Origin of the sequence: Seohaeicola saemankumensis (assembly GCF_021021435.1) — a bacterium.
Taxonomy (GTDB): domain Bacteria; phylum Pseudomonadota; class Alphaproteobacteria; order Rhodobacterales; family Rhodobacteraceae; genus Seohaeicola.
Map to the genome: position 1 here is coordinate 13,217 of NZ_JAINWI010000004.1, position 18,924 is coordinate 32,140.

Below are 18,924 nucleotides of genomic sequence, written 5' to 3' on the forward strand. Positions count from 1 at the left end.
CCATCCCCCACGCTCGGAAATTTCCCGATGTCATGTCTGTGCCGTGATTGTCTGACCCGTTTCGATGCGGCCGCACGCTGTCCGGCTTGCCGCAGCCCGCGCATCATCAGCCATCCCGAACTGGACAGTCTGACCATCGCGCATATGGACTGCGACGCTTTCTATGCCTCGGTCGAGAAACGCGACAACCCCGCGCTGGCCGACAAACCCGTCATCATCGGCGGCGGACGGCGTGGCGTGGTCTCGACCGCCTGCTATATCGCGCGGATCAAGGGTGTGCGATCCGCCATGCCGATGTTTCAGGCTCTCAAGCTCTGCCCTGAGGCGGTGGTGATCAAGCCGCGGATGCAGGCCTATGTTGATGCCTCGCGCGCAATCCGCGCGATGATGGAGGAGTTGACCCCCGCAATCGAGCCGCTCTCGCTGGATGAGGCCTTTCTGGACCTGACAGGCACTGAACGTCTGCATGGCGCGCCGCCTGCCGTGATGCTGGCGCGGCTTGTGCGGCGCATGCGGACTGAACTGGGACTGACCGGATCAATCGGACTGAGCCATAACAAATTTCTGGCCAAGGTCGCGTCAGACATGAACAAGCCGCATGGGTTCTCGGTGATCGGGCGCGCCGATACGGCCGCCTTCCTGCGCGGCAAGCCGGTCCGGATGATCTGGGGCGTCGGGCAAGCGACCCAAGCCGCGCTGGAGCAGGCAGGTATCCGCAGTTTCGACGATTTGCTGCGCTGGGAAGCGCGCGACCTGACAGCGCGTTTCGGCAGCATGGGCGACAGGTTGTGGCATCTGGCCAGGGGGCAGGACAATCGCCGCGTCGCGCGCGACAGCCCGATGAAATCCATCTCGAATGAAACAACATTCGACGCGGATACATCCGATCCTGATATTCTGGACGGCCATATCTGGAGGCTGGCAGAAAAGGTCGCAGACCGTGCCAAGGCCAAGGCGCTGGCTGGGAGGGTAGTGACCCTCAAGCTAAAGCAGGCGGACCACCGCATCTTGACGCGGCGACACAGTCTGCGGGATGCAACGCAACTGGCAGACCGGCTCTATCATGAAGCGCGCGCGCTGTTCGATCAGGGGACCACAGCAGGCCCCTATCGTCTGATCGGTGTTGGACTGTCAGAACTTGTCGCGGAAAGTGCTGCCGATCTGTCGCATGACCTGCTTGATCCGCAAGCGCAGGCACGCCAACGCGCCGAGCGTGCAACAGACGCGATTCGCGCGAGGTTCGGCGAAGACGCCATTCTCAAGGGTCGGGCCTTGCGATAGCGCCTGTCACCTATTCCGCAGCAAGCCTTTGATCACGCGCGCCGATCTCGACAATCCTTGAAATCACACCCGTCAGGATCTTCTGGAACGCCACGAAGTTGCCGTTCGGACGGATCAACTGCTCGTTCATATAAAGCGCACGGTCCACTTCGATCTGCACCACATGCTGCTGACGGATAGGGCGACCGTAGTGCTGGGTTGTATAGGCCCCCGCGAATGGTGCATTGCGCGCCACGACCAGCCCCGTGCCCTCGAATGCCGCCTCAATCCGGTCCACGACCCACCCAGAGGCCGAAGCGCCAAAGCGGTCGCCCAGAACAATATCGGGCCGGCGCGCGCCGGACCGAGCAACGCCGTCCATCGCCTCATGCGGCATCGAATGGCAATCAATCAGGATGGCCTCGCCGAATTGGGCATGCGCCTCGTCCAAAAGACGTTGAAGCATAATGTGATAGGGTCGCCAGTAGCGCGTGATTCTGCCCTGCACCTCGTCCAGAGGCAGCTTGCCGCGATAGATCGACCGACCACCCGCAACGACGCGCGGCACCACACCAAGCCCCGAAGCAATACGCGGATTATGCGTGGTGCTGCGAATTCCGTCGATCAAGGCAGGGTCAAGCTCGTCCGCGCTGCGATTCAGGTCGACAAACGCCCGAGGGGCGGCCGCCAGAAGCAATGGCGCTCCAAAAGACGGGGCCGCTTCATAAAGCCGGTCCACAAAGGCATCCTCGGATGTGCGGATGGAATGTTCATCCAGCAGCGTGCCGCGCAGAAATGACCAAGGATAATCACGGCCGCTATGCGGAGAGGCAAAAACAACGCTGCTGCGCCATTGTTCGGGCCGGATCAGGCGGTAGGCATCCTTGGTCATGCTGTATCCTTGTTCTGGCCCTATCATAGCGCGATAAATCGCTTTGCCAAAAGCCCTTGATCCCGCCTGCGACTCCTTTTATAGACCACGAACCGGCGCGGATTTCCGCGCCCCTCTTCGTTTGAGGGGCAAGGGCCTGTAACGGTATCATGGGTGATTAGCTCAGTGGTAGAGCACTTCGTTGACATCGAAGGGGTCACAAGTTCGAACCTTGTATCGCCCACCATGATTTCTCCATTCCGGATACGGGATGTTCGACCGGCTCCTCGCAAAAGGGGCTTTTTCACCGTCCTGCACTAGCGGGGCAAGGCAACCACAAGGCGCAAGGCCCGCGCCGCGACTGATAGGAGATGACCATGAAGGTCAAGAATTCCCTCCGCTCGCTCAAGAACCGGCATCGCGATTGCCGTGTCGTGCGCCGCAAAGGCCGCGTCTACGTGATCAACAAAACGCAGCGCCGGTTCAAAGCCCGTCAGGGTTAAGAGCTTCGTATAGAAAAGAAAAAGACCGCTTTTCAGGGCGGTCTTTTTTTATGTCTTCCCGGCAAGAACCTCAGATTCAACGCATGTCAGTCGTAAACGCGCTGGTCCTCGATCACCTTGCCATCATTCGGCAGGCTGCCTGGTGTCATAAGTTCGATCTTACCTTTTAGTTTCAGCACCTCGGCCACGGTACCTGCATAGGTATCCGCACTGCCGCCATTGGCCTCGATCTGCACGGTCATCACATCCATCTCACCGTCACGGCTGGCAATGACGCGGGCTCGGCTAATTTCGGCGTGTTTCGCGACCAGTTGGGCCACCTGTTCGGGGCGCACGAACATCCCCTTGATCTTGGTGGTCTGATCCGCACGGCCCATCCAGCCCTTGATCCGCATATTGGTGCGACCGCAGGGGCTGCTTCCCTCCATCACCGCAGAAAGATCACCCGTTGCAAAACGGATCAGCGGATAATCGGGATTGAGAGAGGTCACAACGACCTCGCCCACCTGACCGGGGGCTACGGGATTGCCGGTGCCGGGGGTCACAATCTCGACGATCACACCCTCGTCCACGATCATCCCTTCCTGCGCCTCGCTTTCATAGGCTATATTGCCCAGATCGGCGGTCGCATAGGATTGCAGGCACAGGATACCGCGATCCTTGTATTCCTGCCGTAGCGACGGAAACAGCGCCCCGCCGCCGACAGCCGCGCGTGTGATGCCGAGTGAGATGCCCATCTCGTCGGCTTTATCAAGGATCACCTTCAGGTAATCCGGCGTGCCGGCATAGGCAGTGACACCGACATCGCGGCTTGCAGTGACCTGCAATTCGGTCTGGCCTGTGCCAGCAGGCAGCACGGCCGCACCCACCGCGCGTGCACCCGATTCAAAGATCATGCCCGCGGGCGTCAGGTGATAGCCAAAACAGTTCTGCACGATATCCCCGCGCCCTATCCCGCAGGCATGCAGGAAACGGCCCATACGCCACCAGTCATGCTCGGTCCCGCCGGGTTCGTAAATCGGGCCGGGAGATTGGAAAATATGTGCGAAACCGCTGGCCGGCCGCGTGGTCAGACCGCCGAACGGGGCAGTCGATGCCTGCGCCCGTCCCAGATCGGACTTCCGCAGGACAGGCAAAGCCGCCAATGTCGCAACCGACGTCATCGACGCAGGCGTTACACTGTCCAGCGCGCCCGCATATCCCGGTAGCGCCTTTGCGCGCGCGATCTGGTCAGGCAAGGCCTTGGCAAGCGCCGCCGCGCGCTGGTCTGCGCTGCGGGTCTCCAAATCGTCAAAATAGCGGGTCATGGCGGGAAAGCTTTCAGGATGGTTGGGAATGGTCCGGATCGTTTGCGAAATCAACTCAGCCAGCGCTTGCGACGACGATAGGAACGCACGTCGCGGAAGGATTTGCGTCCTTCCTCGGAAACCCCCAGATAGAATTCCTTCACATCGGGGTTTTCGCGCAGGTCGGCAGCTGGGCCATCCATCACAACGCGACCTGATTCCAGAATATAGCCGTAATGTGCAAAGCGCAGGGCGACGTTGGTATTCTGCTCGGCCAGCAGGAATGTATTGCCCTCTTTCTCGTTGAGGTTCTTCACGATGGTGAAAATCTCTTCGACCAGTTGCGGGGCCAACCCCATGCTGGGTTCATCCAGCAGGATCGTTTCCGGCCTGCTCATCAAGGCGCGACCAATGGCCACCATCTGCTGCTCGCCGCCCGAGGTGTATCCGGCTTGGCTTTTGCGCCGCTCTTTCAGGCGCGGGAAATAGTTGTAGACCATTTGCAGATCGGCCTCGATCGCGCCCTTCCCATCCTTGCGGGTATACGCACCGGTCAACAGGTTTTCCTCGACCGTCAGATGCTCGAAGCAATGCCGTCCTTCCATCACCTGGATAACACCTTTTTGCACCAGATCGGTCGGGCTCAGGTTCTGAACGCGCTCGCCACGATACAAGATACTGCCTTTTGTGACCTCGCCGCGTTCCGAATGCAGCAGGTTCGAGATGGCCTTGAGCGTGGTCGTCTTGCCCGCACCGTTGCCTCCCAGCAGCGCGGTGATCCCGCCCTTGGGCACTTTAAGCGACACGCCCTTGAGCACGAGGATCACATGATTGTAGATCACCTCGATATTGTTGACCTCAAGAAGGGTCTCTTCGGTCCGGCCTGCGTCCAGCATCATTCACGCTCCGTTGGAGCAATTTCAGAAAAAGTTGACTGACTTTTTCGATTCGAAATTGCGTTGTTGTCAGATTCCTGAAAGCCCCCGTCACTTGGCCGGGTCACATCCAGTCTTCTTCTTGCATCAAGTATCCAAAATCTGCGGGCAGCCACAGGGACTGCCCGCAGTGGGGCACGCTTACTCGCAGCGCGCGGCGATGTTGTTCTCGGCAGCATAGGCAGCCGAATCTTCTGCGATCAGCGGGTTTAGAACGTCCTGATCCGACTGGAAGAAGTCAGTGATCAGGGACCATTCGCCAGCCGCTGCATCCCACTGCTTCACGGCACCAAAGCCGTCACCGCCGTGGTTTTCGCAAGATACGCTGAAAGTCGGTCCGAAGTTCGGCAGGCCGATCGCGGCCATCTTCTCTTCGGTGATCTCAAGTGCTTCCATACCGTCGCGCATCATCGCAGGTGTGATCTGGGCTGTGCCGTGGATTTCCTGCGCGGTCTTGGCGGCTTCGACAGCCAGCATCGCGGCATAGAGACCACGGTTGTAAAGCACGGTGCCCATCTGGTCACCCGCGCCTGCCGCCTTGCCCGCATCCTTCACATACTGCTGAAGATCGGCGTAGAGCGGATAGTCGGAGCCGAGGTTGTGGAAGGTCAGCGCCTTATAACCGTTGGCGCCTTCGCCTGCAGGCAACACGTCATTTTCGGAACCGGACCACCAGATCCCGATGAAGTTTTCCATCGGATAGCGGATGTTCACGGCTTCCTGAATGGCGACCGAGTTCATCACCCCCCATCCCCACATCAGGACGTAGTCGGGACGCTCACGGCGGATCTGGAGCCATTGGCTTTTCTGTTCCTGACCGGGGTGATCGACCGCCAGCAGGGTCAGTTCATAGCCGTGCTTCTTGGCCAGTTCTTCCAGCGTGCGGATCGGTTCCTTACCATAGGCCGAGTTGTGATAGACGAGCGCGATCTTCTTGCCGCTGATGTCGCCGTTGTTCACATCCAGAATGTGCTTGATCGCAATAGACGCACCATCCCAGTAGTTGGCAGGATAGTTGAAGATATGGCTGAAGGTATTGCCGTTCTTGGCAGATGTCCGGCCATAGCCCATCGTGTGCATGGGGATATTATCAGCGGTTGCCTTGGGGATCAGCTGATAGGTGATGCCCGTGGAAAGCGGTTGATAAACCAGAACGCCCTGGCCTTTGGTGGCCTCGTAGCATTCCACACCTTTTTCGGTGTTATAGGCCGTTTCGCATTCAACAAGGTTGATGCGCTCTCCACCGATGCCGCCGTCGCGTTCGTTCATCAGGGTGAAATAGTCCTGATAACCATCCGCGAAAGGGATGCCGTTGGCCGCGTATGGCCCTGTACGATAGCTGAGCGCCGAGAAGGTCAGCTCTGCCATCGCAGGTGCCGCTACCATCATGGCCGCGGTCACCGCAGTGATCAGTTTCAGTTTCATCGGGTTATCCTCCCTTGGTTTTTCCGATGGTGGTGTCCGAAGGCAAGCCCTCGAATATTTGCCTAGCCCCCGCCCTAGTGCGGGAAGGGCCAGAGGCGCAATTTTTCCTTGGTCACGCGCCAGAGTTGCGCAAGACCATGCGGCTCGGCGATCAGAAAGATGATAATCAATGCGCCGACGATCATGAATTCCAGATGCGCGGCCAAGTCCGTAGGCCAGCCCAGGCCACCCACCAGGAAGTTTTTGAGGAACACAGGCAAAAGCACCAGGAACGCCGCGCCCGCGAAGGAGCCGAAGATCGAGCCCAGACCGCCAATGATGACCATGAACAGCACAAGGAAGGATTTCTGGATGCCGAAGACCTCACCGACCTCGACCGCGCCGAGATAGACCGCGAAGAAAAGCGCGCCAGAGATACCGACAAAGAAGGACGACACGCCAAAGGCGCTGAGTTTGGCACGCAGCGGATCGACGCCGATGATCTCGGCAGCGATATCCATATCGCGGATAGCCATCCATTTGCGCCCGAAAGAGCCACGCGTTAGATTGCGTGCTATGATTGCGCTCACGGCCAGAAAGACCAGACAGAACAGGTACATCGCCCATGCAGGAGCGCTGGGTCCGGAAATTGCCACACCAAGAAGGGTGCGCTCAGGGGCCGAGATCTGACCGGATGCGGAATAGTTGTAGAACCAGGACACGCGGTTGAACAGCCAGACAAGGAAGAACTGCGCCGCAAGCGTCGCCACGGCAAGGTAGAACCCCTTGATCCTCAGCGAGGGCAAGCCGAACAGCAGGCCCACAAGTGCGGTCATGACACCGCCCATCAACACGCTGAAGAAGATGTTGAACTCGGGCAGGCGGAACAAAAGCTCGCCACCCCACCAGATGTCTACGCCAGTCATGAACTTGTAGCAGGAATAGGCACCCACTGCCATGAAACCGCCTGTACCAAGGCTGACCTGTCCGCAATAGCCGACAAGGATATTCAACCCGATCGCGGCAATGGCGTAGATCAGGAAGGGCATGAAGACCGCATTGACCCAGTAGTCATTGAGCAGAAAGGGAATAATCGCAAAGGCGATGAACAGCACCACGTAGTAGCGGTAGCGGTCGAATTTGATCGGGAAGGTCTGGTTGTCATCCACGTAGGATGTCTTGAAGTCGCCTGCCTCACGGTAGAACATATGCCCTTACCCCTCTTCGCGGATTTTCGACATGTGGCGCAATGCAGGCGCCTCATGTGACAGTTTCAGATAGGCGATCATGCCCGTGACGAAGCCCAGACCGGCCAGAAAGCTGGCTATGGTGATCTGCTCTGTGCTTAGGTCTCTGGCTGTCAGTGCCAGATAGCCGAAGGCCCAGAATCCCGACCACGCAACCACATTGATGATGGCGATAAGCTTGTTCATCGTCAGACCCTTTCGATGATCTTCTCGCCGAACAGGCCCTGTGGCCGGAACACGAGGAAGATCAGCGCCAGCACGTAGGCAAACCAGTTTTCGGTGGCCCCGCCCATCATGCCGCCAAGGGTGAATTCGAACAGTTTCTCACCCACACCGATGATCAGACCGCCGACAATCGCACCGGGGATCGACGTAAAGCCGCCCAGCATCAACACTGGCAGCGCCTTGAGCGCCATCAGCGAGAGCGAGAACTGCACGCCCGATTTGGCGCCCCACATGATACCGGCGACCAGCGCCACGAAACCGGCGATGGACCAGACCAGAATCCAGATGAAGTTCAGCGAGATCCCGACCGAAAGTGCCGCCTGATGGTCGTCGGCTACAGCGCGCAGGGCCCGACCCTGTTTTGAATACTGGCTATAGACGGTCAGGGTGACCACAAGGATCAGCGCCACGATCGAGGCGACAATATCCAGATTGTCGATGAAGAAGCCGTAGCCGAACATGCCAAAGGTCACTTCGTCCAGTGTCGCGTTCATCCCTTGCGGCAAACCGACGTCCAACGTCTTGAGCTGTCCGCCCCACATTAGATCGCTTGTGCCTTCAAGGAAATAAGCCAGACCGATCGTGGCCATGAACAGGATGATCGCTTCCTGATTAACCAGATATTTGAACACAAAACGGTTCACTGCCCAAGCCAGCAATACCATCACGGCCATCGTCATGAGAATCGCCAACACTGCGGGAACATGCCAGCCGAAATGGTGGACATTGGTGCCAAGGATCGCATTGATCAGGTGACTGAAGGGCACCTGCCCGTCCATGATGCCAACCAGCGTGGCTGCCGCGAACAAGGCCATGACGCCCTGCGAATAGTTGAAAATGCCGCTGGCCTTGTAGATCAGCACAAAGCCCAGTGCGACAAGCGCATAAAGAACGCCCGCCATGAGGCCGTTCATAATCACTTCAGCGGCGAAAAACAGTTGTTCAGGCATGGGGAATGCTCCCTATGAGGCGGTGAATGGCATGGGCAAACTCAGTCATGAGCCACCCCAAGATAGGCGTCGATCACGGCCTGGTTGTTGCGAACCTCGTCAGGGGTGCCGTCGCCGATTTTCTTGCCGTAATCCATCACGACAACGCGGTCGGACAGATCCATAACCACGCCCATATCGTGTTCAATCAGTGCGATGGTGGTGCCGAATTCGTCGTTCACATCAAGGATGAAGCGGCTCATGTCCTCTTTTTCCTCGACGTTCATGCCGGCCATCGGCTCATCCAGTAGCAAAAGCTTGGGCTCTGCCGCCAAGGCGCGTGCCAGTTCGACACGCTTTTTCAAGCCGTAGGGCAAACGCGCTACAGGCGTTTTGCGGATCGCCTGAATTTCAAGGAAGTCGATAATCTTTTCCACGACTTCGCGGTTCTCGACCTCTTCCTGTTCTGCTTTGCCCTTCCAGATCGCCTGCGCTATCATGCCCGTTTTCATATGGGTCAGACGGCCAGTCATCACGTTGTCCAGAACGCTCATTCCTTCGAAAAGAGCGATGTTCTGAAAGGTGCGCGCAATGCCCTGCTGCGCGACCTGATAGGGTTTCATCTGCGGGCGCTTTGTGCCGCGAAACCATACCTCGCCCTCTTGCGGGACATAGAAGCCTGAAATCACATTCAGCATCGACGACTTGCCCGCACCATTGGGGCCGATGATCGCACGGATCTCGCCTTCGCGGATATCGAAGCTGATATCGGTAATTGCCTTCACACCGCCGAAACGCAGCGTGATGTTTTTCATTTCCATCATCACTCCACCGATCTTGCGACCGTCGGGTGTGACATATCCCTCTGTGCTCATGTCGTTCATTCTGCTGCCATCTTCTGCGTCGAGCCCGATTGCACCGCTGCGTCGCGGATTTCGAGCGTCGCACTGATGTATCCCTTGCGCCCGTCCTCGTATGTCACTTCGGTGCGAGTGCTGACCCGCTCCGATCCGTCATAAAGCGCGGTGATTAGGTCGTTGTATTTCTCTTCAACGATCCGGCGGCGCACTTTGCGGGTGCGGGTCATTTCGCCATCATCCGCGTCCAGTTCCTTGTGGAGGATCAGGAAGCGGTGGATCTGACAGCCGGACAGCATCGGGTCTTCCGCGATCGAGCGGTTGACCTCTTCGACATGAGCCTGAACAGCATCCAGAACACGCGGGTGCCCTGCCAGTTCCTGATAGGAGGAATACGAGATGTTGTTGCGCTCGGCCCAGTTGCCAACAGCGCTCAAGTCGATGTTCACGAAGGCCATGCAGCGTTCGCGGCCATTGCCATAGACAACCGCCTCAAGGATGTTGGGGTAGAATTTCAGCTTGTTCTCGACATATTTCGGCGCAAACAGGCGACCATCGGCCATTTTACCCACATCTTTGGCACGGTCGATGATCCGCAAATGGCCCGATCCTTCCTCGATAAAGCCGGCGTCGCCTGTCGCCACCCAGCCGTCGGCATCCTTGGTATCAGCCGTGCTTTCGGGGTTCTTGTAGTAATACTCGAACACACCCGGGCTGCGATAATAAACCTCGCCGTTGTCGCCGATCTTCAACTCCACACCCGGCGCGGGAACCCCCACGGTATCGGAGCGAACCTCTCCGTCAGGTTGCATGGTGATGAAAACGGTAGCTTCGGTCTGACCATAGAGCTGTTTGAGATTGATCCCCAAGCTGCGGTAAAAATCGAAAATCTCGGGGCCGATCGCTTCGCCTGCAGTATAGCCGATCCGCACACGGCTGAAACCCAGGGTGTTTTTCAGCGGGCCATAGACGAACAGCTCGCCCAGCTTGTATTTCAGGCGGTCGAACGAACCGACGGGTTTGCCGTCCAGAATGTCCGGTCCGACGCGGCGCGCATGCGCCATGAAGAAATCGAACAGCCACTTTTTCATCCGGCTGGCGTCTTCCATCCGGATCATCACATTTGTCAGCTGTGTCTCGAAGACGCGCGGTGGAGCGAAATAATAGGTCGGCCCGATCTCGCGCAGATCGGTCATCATGGTTTCGGGACTTTCGGGGCAGTTGACACAGAAACCTGTCCAATAGGCCTGCCCGACCGAGAAGATGAAATCGCCAACCCATGCCATCGGCAGATAGGCCAGGATTTCCTCTCCCGCGCCAAGACTGTCGAAATCGGAAGAGTTCTGCGCGCTTTCGATAATGTTGCGATTGCTTAGCACAACCCCTTTGGGCTTGCCCGTCGTGCCCGAAGTATACAGCATCACGCAGGTGCTGGTCATATCCAACTTGGCGCGCCGCCGTTCCAGTTCGGGCAAGAATTCGTCACGTGCGGCGTGACCCTGCTGCTGAACATGACGGAACTCATGTAGATGCGAATGGTCATATTTCCGCAAGCCGCGCGGATCGAGATAGATCATATGCTGGAACTGGTGCAGGCGATCCTGAATCTCGATCACCTTATCCACCTGCTCCTGATCCTCGACGATCACGAAACGCGCACCGCAATGGTCCAGAACATAGGCCATCTCTTCGGCGGCTGAATCCTGATAAAGCGGAACCGGCACTGCGCCGACAGATTGGGCCGCGACCATAGACCAATAGAGATGCGGGCGGTTGCCCCCGATGATGGCAATGAAATCGCCCTCATTCACACCAAGATTGATCAGGCCCAGCGCCAGACTATCCACCTCGCGCTGGACGTCTTTCCATGTCCAGCTCTGCCAGATGCCATATTCTTTTTCGCGATAGGCCGGTTTGTCCCCGAAACCTTGTGCGTTGCGCTGCAACAGCGCCGGTATGGACACAAGTCCACCGGTCGCCTGTGACGACTGTGCCAATTCTGTTCCTCCCTTAAGCCCGCTCTCCTTCGGGCCGGCGACCACCTTGTCGGCGATTCTTTACCGATCTTCGATGGTGCACCTGCTAAGCTCTACGTCAACTTTTTCCTGATGATTTCTCAATTGTAACGAATTGTAACAGGCATTCCGTGGATCGTGGCACTAGGCGCAGCCGATGCATGGTGATAGCCATATCGGTCAAAAGGGTTGGGGATGAGCACAGGAACAATTGATACGTCTGCAATGACGATGGCGGGCCTGAACCTGATCCAGCAGGCGCTGTCGATCTATGACAACGCGTTGCGGCTGGTCGTCTGCAACCGCCCATTCCGCGACATGTTCGATTTGCCGCCCGAACTGACCACACCGGGCGCGCGGTTCGAGGATACGATCCGTTTTCTGGTCACGCGCGGCGAATACGGTCAGGTCTCGGATGTTGAGGAGGCTGTCAGGATCAGGGTCGATCAGGCCCGCGCTTTTGCACCGCATTACATGGAGCGCCTACGACCGGACGGGCGCAGCATCAGCGTCGAGGGGTCGCCGCTGCCGCAAGGTGGCTGGGTGACGGTCTATACCGATATCACCCGTGTGAAACAGCAAGAAACGTTGCTGCGCGCGCGGTCGGAGGAATTGAGCGACAAGGTGCTGGCTTATGCCGAGGAGTTGAGCGCGACCAACCGCAAGCTTGAAGCCACGATAACCGCACTGGAAGAGGCGAAGCGGCAGTTGACGGAAACCGAGGCCCGCACCCGCCTGACAACCGAGATGATGCCCGCGCATATCTCACATGTCGGCCGCAACCGGCGCTACACGTTTTCAAACCGCAAACTGGGGGTGGTGATGCCCGGGCGTCCGGCAAATATCCTTGGCTTGCCAATCGACACAGCCTTGGGAGAGGCCGCCTATGGCGCGATCCAGCCGCATCTGGATGCCGCCTTTTTCGGAACCGCATCCGTATTCGAATTCAACGACGAGGAAAGCTCGCGCCGCATCCGCGCGGCCTTTACCCCTGACCGCGCCACCGATGGCCAGATCAACGGCGTCTATATCCTGTCGATGGATGTGACCGAGGAAACCCAGGCCCGTTCCGCCCTACAACAGACAAAGCGGCGCGAGATGGCGGCGCAATTGACCAGCGGAATGGCGCATGATTTCTCGAACCTTCTGACGATCATCATGGGCAGCCAGTCCAGACTGCAACGCCTGTCCCTACCGGCAGAGGCGCGCGATCTGGTGACGGCAACGCTATCCGCAGCGCATCGCGGCGGTAGCTTGCTAAACCGGATCGCCGATATCACCGGCGCGCGGGAATGGCATCCGGTTCCGGCCGATCTGCGGGTGATGCTGTCCGATCTCGACACGCTTGCAGCATCGGCCCTGCCCGATGGGATCCGCTTGATGATCCAGAATGATATCGCCTCCGATGCCCTGATGCTGGACACAGGCATGTTGCAGGATTCCTTGCTCAACCTCATCCTGAATGCCCGTGACGCCTGCGGCGGTCGTGGTGAAATCAGGCTCAACGTGTTCGCTGTGCAGGGCACATGGGCAGATTTTACTGTCACCGATACAGGGCCCGGATTTTCGGAAAGCGCCTTGAAACACGCATTGGAGCCTTTCTTCACCACAAAGGGTGGCGAGGGCACAGGGCTTGGGCTGGCGATGGTCTACGACATGGTCAAGCTTGCGGGCGGACGTGTCTGGATCGGCAATACCGAAGAGGGCGGCAAGGTCAGCCTTCGTCTGCCGCTACGCCCCGCACCATCCGCGCTGGCGCCGGGACTGGTACTGTTGGTCGAGGACAGCCCCGACCTGCGCGCCGGAATCCGCGAGATGCTGCGCGAACAAGGCCATGCGGTAATTGAGGCCGCCAGTGTCGACGAGGCTTTGGCGCTGTTGTCCCAATTGCCCGATATCACCCTGATCCTGTCCGATATCACCTTGGAGGGCGACGCGACGGGGCTGGACCTGCTGGACCGCCTGCCCGCGATCCATCCGCCTTGCCGCCTCATGACGTCCTTGCCCAAGGACCACCCTTGCCATATCGCAGCAACGGGCAGGGTTCCCGTCCTGATGAAGCCCTTTACTGCAACCGGCCTGACCGCTTTCTTGCAAAACTCCGGCGAAACTAAATGACTGCACCACTTGTCACCATTCTGGACGATGAACCTGCGATCAGGACAATGCTGGCCGATGCGCTGAACGAAGCCGGATTCCGCACCATGAGCTTTGGGCGCGCCACCGAATTCGAGGCGGCGTTGAAAACCGCCACACCCGATATCTGTCTTGTTGATCTGTCCCTTCCCGACAGGGATGGTCTGACACTGGTGCACCGGCTGGCGCTGGAAAAAGGTGCTGTCGTCATCATCATTTCGGGGCGTGCGCAGGTGCAGGATCGCGTCACCGGTCTGGAACTGGGGGCCGATGACTATATCATCAAACCTTTCGATCCAGCGGAAGTGGTCGCTCGTATCCGTGCCCGCCTGCGCCGCGGCCAGCCCGCGACGCAAACCGGACAGACCGCACGGTTCAACGGCTGGACCGCGCATTTCGATCATTACGCGCTTGAGGATGAAAGTGGGGTGGAAACACCTTTTTCCCACGCGGAAGGCGAAGTACTACGCCTGTTTCTGGAGCGACCCAAGCGTTTGATCTCGCGCGGGATGATGCAGGAAATCCTTGGCGGTGCGGCGGGTGAAAGTTTTGACCGCGCGATGGATGTCCGTATATCGCGGTTAAGAACGAAACTGCGCGAAGACCCGAAGAACCCGCGACTGATCAAGACGATCTATGGCGCGGGCTATATCTTTGTCGGGGACGTTGAATGGCTGGGGTAGATCGGGGCGCTGCCCCGGACTCGGGGATATTTCGGGCAAGTAGAAGCCGCATCAATTGGCCTTCGCCATGTGCGGCAAGGCATGTGCCATGACCTGAAGCCCGGTCAGAAGATCATCCTCGGCGGTATCCTCGGTGAAAGTATGACTAATGCCGCCGATGGAGGGGACGAACATCATTGCCACAGGCATCAGAATCGCAACATTGGTTGCGTCGTGCAAAGCGCCAGAGGGCATTTCGCGCCAGCGGTCGGGGGCTTTTGCCTTCGCGGCAGACGTCAGGGCCGCGCGCAGGGCGGGGTCCATCGTGACAGGTTCCAATCCCATCATGTCGGAAAAGGACAGGGCCATGCCGGACTGCCCTGCGATTTCGGTGGCTGTCTGGCGGATGACGTTCTCCATTCTTTTCAAACGCGAACTGTCCCCATCACGCCACTGCATCGAAAAAGTCACGCGCCCCGGCACAATGGAATGCGCGCCGGGATGCAGGCTGACGTGACCGATTGTCCACACGGATTGCGGCGTGACGATATTGCGCAAGCGGTCGTTCAAAGCCGCGTTGAAAGCCGACAGCGCCTGAAAGGCATCGCGGCGGCGGTGCATGGGCGTTGTGCCTGCATGGCTCTGCTCGCCCACCAGCGTGATCGTCATATCGCGAATGCCGACGATATCCGTCACAATCCCGACGGCCTGCCCCGCTTCCTGCAGCCACGGACCCTGTTCTATATGGCATTCGACAAAGCCGGTAAACCGCGCCGGATCGACGGCATCGCCTGCAAAATGGGCCATCGCCGCGCGCTTGTGCAAAGGAGACGCCCGCACTGTCCGTCAAGCTATCGGCGCGATCAAGCGGCAGCTGGCCTGACCAGATCGCACTTCCGGTCGTGACGCCAAAGCGACCTTCCTCGTCCTGAAAATTCGCTACGGAAATGGTGGGGCCGCCTCTTTCCTGCGATGATCGCGCCAATTCCAGCGCCATGACAACACCTAACGCCCCATCCAACCAGCCACCTTCGGGCTGGCTGTCGCTATGCGATCCCATCAGAAGCGACTTGCCCTGCGCGAGCCCGAAAAGGTTGCCCACCGCGTCAAAGTGCGGCTCCAGTCCCGCATCGGCCATGCGCCCCGCCAGCCATTCCCGCGCGGCAATATCTGCCGGTGAATAAGCGGGACGGATGACCCCTTTGCCGACACCCGATGCCCCGAACCGGCGCAGATCGTGCAGATCCTTCAAGAACCGTTCGCCGTTCACTCGCATCACCTGTTCCTCCGCTATGTTCGGCCATGAGCAAAACTTCACGGAACCGGAATGTCCATCCGCTGTTTCGCAGTTGTCTTAGCCTTGGCGCTCACTTAACTCTGCCGCGCAAGCACAGGGAGACAGACAATGTCGCAGATCACCCTTGTCCGTCACGGGCAAGCCCAAACCAAAGCGCGGGATGAACACGAGTATGACAGCCTGAGCGCGCTTGGTCACCAGCAGGCGGCATGGCTGGGCGAGCATCTGTCCGAGACACGCGAAAAGGTCAGCCGTGTCTATTGTGGCACCCTGATCCGGCATGTCGAAACCGCCTCGGCCATGGGCGCGGAAACCCATGCCGAGATCATTCAGGACGCACGCCTGAACGAGATGGAGTTTTTCACGCTGGCAAAGCTTTACGGTGTGCAACATGCCGTGCCTCTACCGGATACACGCGAAGAGTTCGTCACCTATATGCCGCGTCTTCTGATGGCATGGGAGGCCGGAGAAATCGAGAACCCGCCCGAGAGTTTTGTAGAATTTTCCGAGCGCGTGACCGATGCCATTGCCGAGATTGCCGCAGGGAAAGGTCCAGCTCTTGTGGTCACGTCGGGCGGGCTGATCGGGATGGTGTTGCGCCAGACCATGGGGCTTGGCATGCCCGCATTCGCACGGGCCTGCATTGCCATAATGAACACTTCGGTCCACCGTCTGCACCGGCTGGGACAGGACATGGCCCTCACCCAGTTCAATGCGGTACCACATCTGGACCGCCCCGACCGGCAGTATGCACAAACGCATCTTTAAGCCGCCTGCAAGCTTGGCTATGGTGCAGGCCGATCCTGAGAACGAAAGACGCCTGAATGACACATCTGTGGGTGCGCGCCGAACAACGCGCCAATGAGGAGCGGGTGGGCCTGACCCCTGATGGTTGCGCCGCACTGATTGCCGCAGGAATACGCGTTACAATAGAGAAAAGCGATGTACGCGCCTTGCCGATTGACGGCTATCGCGACGCCGGTGCCGAGATCGCCGCGCAGAACAGCTGGCCTGCCGCGCCCGCCGACGCGATCATATTCGGCCTCAAGGAACTGCCGGACGATGGCACGCCTTTGCCGCATCGTCACATCATGTTCGGCCATGCCTTCAAGGGCCAGCCCGCCGGTCAAGCACTGCTCAAGCGGTTCAAGGCAGGCGGCGGGACGCTTTTTGATCTTGAATATCTGGTGGACGAGAACGGCCGGCGTGTTGCGGCTTTCGGCTACTGGGCAGGTTTTGCAGGGGCCGCCATTGCACTAAAATGCTGGATTGCCCAGCAGGAGGGCGGCATCTGTGATCCGGTCGGTGTCTATGCCGGACGCGATGCGCTGGTCGCGGATCTGACCGCCACGATGCCGCGCAATCAATCGCGGCCACGTGCGATTGTTATCGGCGCTTTGGGGCGCGTGGGAACGGGTGCATCCGATCTTTGCGAGGCCCTAGGAATGCAGGTGACACGCTGGGACATAGCCGAAACCGCCAGTGGCGGGCCGTTTCCGCAGATATTCGAGCATGAGCTTTTCCTTAATTGCATTCTGGCGCGCCCCGGAACACCGGTATTCGTGCCTGAAAGCGCCTTGAGTGCGCTCCATGACCTGCGCGTGATCGGTGATATTGCCTGCGATCCAACCAGCGATTTCTCTCCGATCAAGGTCTATGACCGCACAACCACATGGGATGCGCCTGCGTTGCGCGTGCATGATACACCGCCACTGGATGTCACGGCCATCGACAATCTGCCGTCCATGTTGCCTGTAGAAAGCTCGCAGGACTACGCAGACCAGCTTCTATCGACACTGCTATCTCTGAACGACCTTGAAACCGGTGTCTGGGGACGTGCCAAGGATACGTTCCAGACCCATTTGGCAAAGATTTGACATGACCCCTCTCTATATCGGATATGCTGCTGCCATTCTTGGTACGATCTGCTGGATTCCGCAGGCCCTGCAGGTCTGGCGGACGCGTGACACGCGTAGCCTGTCGCTGATCGCACAGATCCTGTTTCTGGCGACGGTCTCTCTCTGGCTGGCGTACGGCGTGATGATTGTCGACTGGCCGTTGATCCTTGCCAATGTCGTCTCGGTCACAGCGATGATCGCCATTGTATCGGCCAAGCTGAAGTTCAAATAACGAAAGGATAACCCATGACCATCCATTGGTGCGGCACCGGCCTCTCGGCCATTCCCGGCTTGCGTCGACTGATCGAGGCAGGACATGAGGTCACCGTCTGGAACCGCTCGACCGACAAGGCGCGCAAGGTCGTGGGCGATCTGACCGACCGGATCAAGGCCTTTGACATCGAAGCGCTGGGCGCGGAATTGTCCAAAGGCGATGTTGTTGTCTCGATGCTGCCTGCCGAGTGGCATGTGCCACTGGCGAAGCTGTGCCTTGAGAAAGACACGCATTTCGTATCATCTTCCTATATCGCACCGGAAATGCGGGCACTAGACGATGCGTTTCGCAACAAGGGCTTGTCTTCGGTCAACGAGGTCGGGCTTGATCCCGGCATCGACCACCTGATGGCGCATCATCTTGTCGCGGAATACCGCGCCTCTGACGCTTATGATCCGGCCAATGAAATCTCTTTCCTGTCCTATTGCGGGGGCGTTCCCAAGATCGCGAATGCGTTCCGCTACAAATTTAGTTGGTCGCCGTTGGGCGTGCTGAAAGCGTTGCGCTCGCCGTCGCGTTCAATCCGTAACTTTTCCGAGCTGCGCGTGGATCGCCCGTGGAACGCGCTGAGCAGCTATGACGCGCCACTACCGCAAGCCGAGACCTTCGAGGTTTACCCCAACCGCGATTCAGTTCCCTTTATCGAGGATTACCGCTTCGACCCCGCATGGCCGGTCCGCGATTTCGTGCGCGGCACGCTGCGCCTCAATGGCTGGTCGGACGCATGGGCCGATGTCTTTGCCGAGATCGAGTCATTGTCCGGTCCTGAAGGCGACGCCCGGCTTAAAGAAATGTCAGACCAGTTCTGGGCCGAGAACGCCTATGACGACGGCGAGCCTGACAGGGTTGTTCTTTGTGTGGAATTGAAAGCGGCAAAAGATGGCAAGATCGTATGGCACAAATCTTACGTCATGGATGCCTGGGGTGATGCGCGCGGCACGGCCATGGCGCGGCTTGTGTCAGTACCGGTGTCGCTTGCGGTGGAGGCTGTTCTGACGCGTGCCGTGCCCGCAGGCGTCACTGCCGCACCGTCCGATCCGCGACTTGTCGGCAAGTGGATGGATGAAATTGGCCGACTGGCGCAACATCTTGCGATTGTGGACCGCACGACTGTCTAAAACGGCG

Annotated in this window: 17 protein-coding genes, 1 tRNA gene and 1 pseudogene; 9 read left to right on the plus strand and 10 right to left on the minus strand. The window is 58.7% G+C overall.

The window, feature by feature from the left end; genetic code table 11:
• The first annotated feature begins 27 nt into the window (after window positions 1-27).
• Window positions 28-1,281: a DNA polymerase IV gene (locus tag K7H22_RS01920; RefSeq protein ID WP_230799002.1), complete on the plus strand. Its 1,254-nt coding sequence runs from the start codon at window positions 28-30 to the stop codon at window positions 1,279-1,281.
• Window positions 1,282-1,291: 10 nt separating this feature from the next.
• Here K7H22_RS01920 and K7H22_RS01925 read toward each other — a convergent pair whose 3' ends face one another.
• Complete coding sequence (locus K7H22_RS01925; RefSeq protein WP_230799003.1) at window positions 1,292-2,152, minus strand: N-formylglutamate amidohydrolase; 861 nt, start codon at window positions 2,150-2,152, stop codon at window positions 1,292-1,294.
• A gap of 151 nt (window positions 2,153-2,303) precedes the next feature.
• On the opposite strand from K7H22_RS01925, the gene K7H22_RS01930 reads away from it, so the two are divergent.
• Both K7H22_RS01930 and ykgO read left to right on the plus strand, forming a co-directional pair.
• A tRNA-Val gene (locus K7H22_RS01930) sits at window positions 2,304-2,378 on the plus strand.
• 130 nt (window positions 2,379-2,508) lie between these two features.
• Window positions 2,509-2,634 carry a type B 50S ribosomal protein L36 gene (gene ykgO / locus K7H22_RS01935; protein ID WP_008562923.1) on the plus strand — a complete coding sequence of 42 codons (126 nt, stop codon included), beginning with the start codon at window positions 2,509-2,511 and terminating at the stop codon, window positions 2,632-2,634.
• Window positions 2,635-2,720: 86 nt separating this feature from the next.
• Here ykgO and K7H22_RS01940 read toward each other — a convergent pair whose 3' ends face one another.
• The 8 genes from K7H22_RS01940 to K7H22_RS01975 all read right to left on the minus strand — a co-directional run bounded on the left by K7H22_RS01940 (window position 2,721) and on the right by K7H22_RS01975 (window position 11,514).
• Window positions 2,721-3,941 (minus strand): phenylacetate--CoA ligase family protein, encoded by a 1,221-nt coding sequence (locus K7H22_RS01940; protein ID WP_230799005.1) that lies wholly within the window; start codon window positions 3,939-3,941, stop codon window positions 2,721-2,723.
• Window positions 3,942-3,991: 50 nt separating this feature from the next.
• Window positions 3,992-4,816, minus strand: a complete 825-nt coding sequence (locus K7H22_RS01945) for an ABC transporter ATP-binding protein (protein ID WP_230799348.1) — start codon at window positions 4,814-4,816, stop codon at window positions 3,992-3,994.
• A gap of 180 nt (window positions 4,817-4,996) precedes the next feature.
• Window positions 4,997-6,280, minus strand: coding sequence for an ABC transporter substrate-binding protein (locus K7H22_RS01950; protein WP_230799006.1), 1,284 nt, complete (start codon window positions 6,278-6,280; stop codon window positions 4,997-4,999).
• Between the two features lie 74 nt (window positions 6,281-6,354).
• A complete protein-coding gene (locus K7H22_RS01955; RefSeq protein ID WP_230799008.1) occupies window positions 6,355-7,467 on the minus strand; it encodes a branched-chain amino acid ABC transporter permease in 1,113 nt (370 codons plus the stop codon).
• A gap of 6 nt (window positions 7,468-7,473) precedes the next feature.
• Window positions 7,474-7,692 carry a hypothetical protein gene (locus K7H22_RS01960; RefSeq protein WP_230799010.1) on the minus strand — a complete coding sequence of 73 codons (219 nt, stop codon included), beginning with the start codon at window positions 7,690-7,692 and terminating at the stop codon, window positions 7,474-7,476.
• A 2-nt stretch (window positions 7,693-7,694) separates the two neighbouring features.
• Window positions 7,695-8,681, minus strand: coding sequence for a branched-chain amino acid ABC transporter permease (locus K7H22_RS01965; RefSeq protein ID WP_230799012.1), 987 nt, complete (start codon window positions 8,679-8,681; stop codon window positions 7,695-7,697).
• A 41-nt stretch (window positions 8,682-8,722) separates the two neighbouring features.
• Window positions 8,723-9,544, minus strand: a complete 822-nt coding sequence (locus K7H22_RS01970; protein WP_230799014.1) for an ABC transporter ATP-binding protein — start codon at window positions 9,542-9,544, stop codon at window positions 8,723-8,725.
• On the minus strand, window positions 9,541-11,514 hold the full coding sequence (locus tag K7H22_RS01975; protein WP_230799016.1) for an AMP-binding protein: 1,974 nt from the start codon (window positions 11,512-11,514) through the stop codon (window positions 9,541-9,543). The genes K7H22_RS01970 and K7H22_RS01975 overlap by 4 nt, the downstream gene beginning before the upstream one ends.
• A 213-nt stretch (window positions 11,515-11,727) precedes the next feature.
• On the opposite strand from K7H22_RS01975, the gene K7H22_RS01980 reads away from it, so the two are divergent.
• Together K7H22_RS01980 and K7H22_RS01985 are read left to right on the plus strand one after the other, a co-directional pair.
• A complete protein-coding gene (locus K7H22_RS01980) occupies window positions 11,728-13,650 on the plus strand; it encodes a PAS-domain containing protein (RefSeq protein ID WP_230799017.1) in 1,923 nt (640 codons plus the stop codon).
• Window positions 13,647-14,351, plus strand: coding sequence for a response regulator transcription factor (locus K7H22_RS01985; protein WP_230799018.1), 705 nt, complete (start codon window positions 13,647-13,649; stop codon window positions 14,349-14,351). Before K7H22_RS01980 ends, K7H22_RS01985 begins: the two co-directional genes overlap by 4 nt.
• Before the next feature lie 51 nt (window positions 14,352-14,402).
• Here K7H22_RS01985 and K7H22_RS01990 read toward each other — a convergent pair.
• Window positions 14,403-15,606 (minus strand): annotated as a pseudogene (locus K7H22_RS01990) (Zn-dependent hydrolase).
• 129 nt (window positions 15,607-15,735) lie between these two features.
• Here K7H22_RS01990 and K7H22_RS01995 point away from each other — a divergent pair.
• Genes K7H22_RS01995 through K7H22_RS02010 form a run of 4 tightly spaced genes read left to right on the plus strand, consistent with a single transcriptional unit; the run spans window position 15,736 to window position 18,917 of the window.
• Window positions 15,736-16,395 (plus strand): histidine phosphatase family protein, encoded by a 660-nt coding sequence (locus K7H22_RS01995; RefSeq protein ID WP_230799019.1) that lies wholly within the window; start codon window positions 15,736-15,738, stop codon window positions 16,393-16,395.
• Window positions 16,396-16,451: 56 nt separating this feature from the next.
• The gene (locus K7H22_RS02000; protein WP_230799021.1) at window positions 16,452-17,504 is read left to right on the plus strand and encodes a saccharopine dehydrogenase; all 1,053 of its coding nucleotides are present in this window, start codon (window positions 16,452-16,454) and stop codon (window positions 17,502-17,504) included.
• 1 nt (window position 17,505) lies between these two features.
• Window positions 17,506-17,757: a SemiSWEET family sugar transporter gene (locus tag K7H22_RS02005; protein ID WP_230799023.1), complete on the plus strand. Its 252-nt coding sequence runs from the start codon at window positions 17,506-17,508 to the stop codon at window positions 17,755-17,757.
• Window positions 17,758-17,771: 14 nt separating this feature from the next.
• On the plus strand, window positions 17,772-18,917 hold the full coding sequence (locus K7H22_RS02010) for a saccharopine dehydrogenase family protein (protein WP_230799024.1): 1,146 nt from the start codon (window positions 17,772-17,774) through the stop codon (window positions 18,915-18,917).
• The last annotated feature ends 7 nt before the right edge of the window (window positions 18,918-18,924 follow it).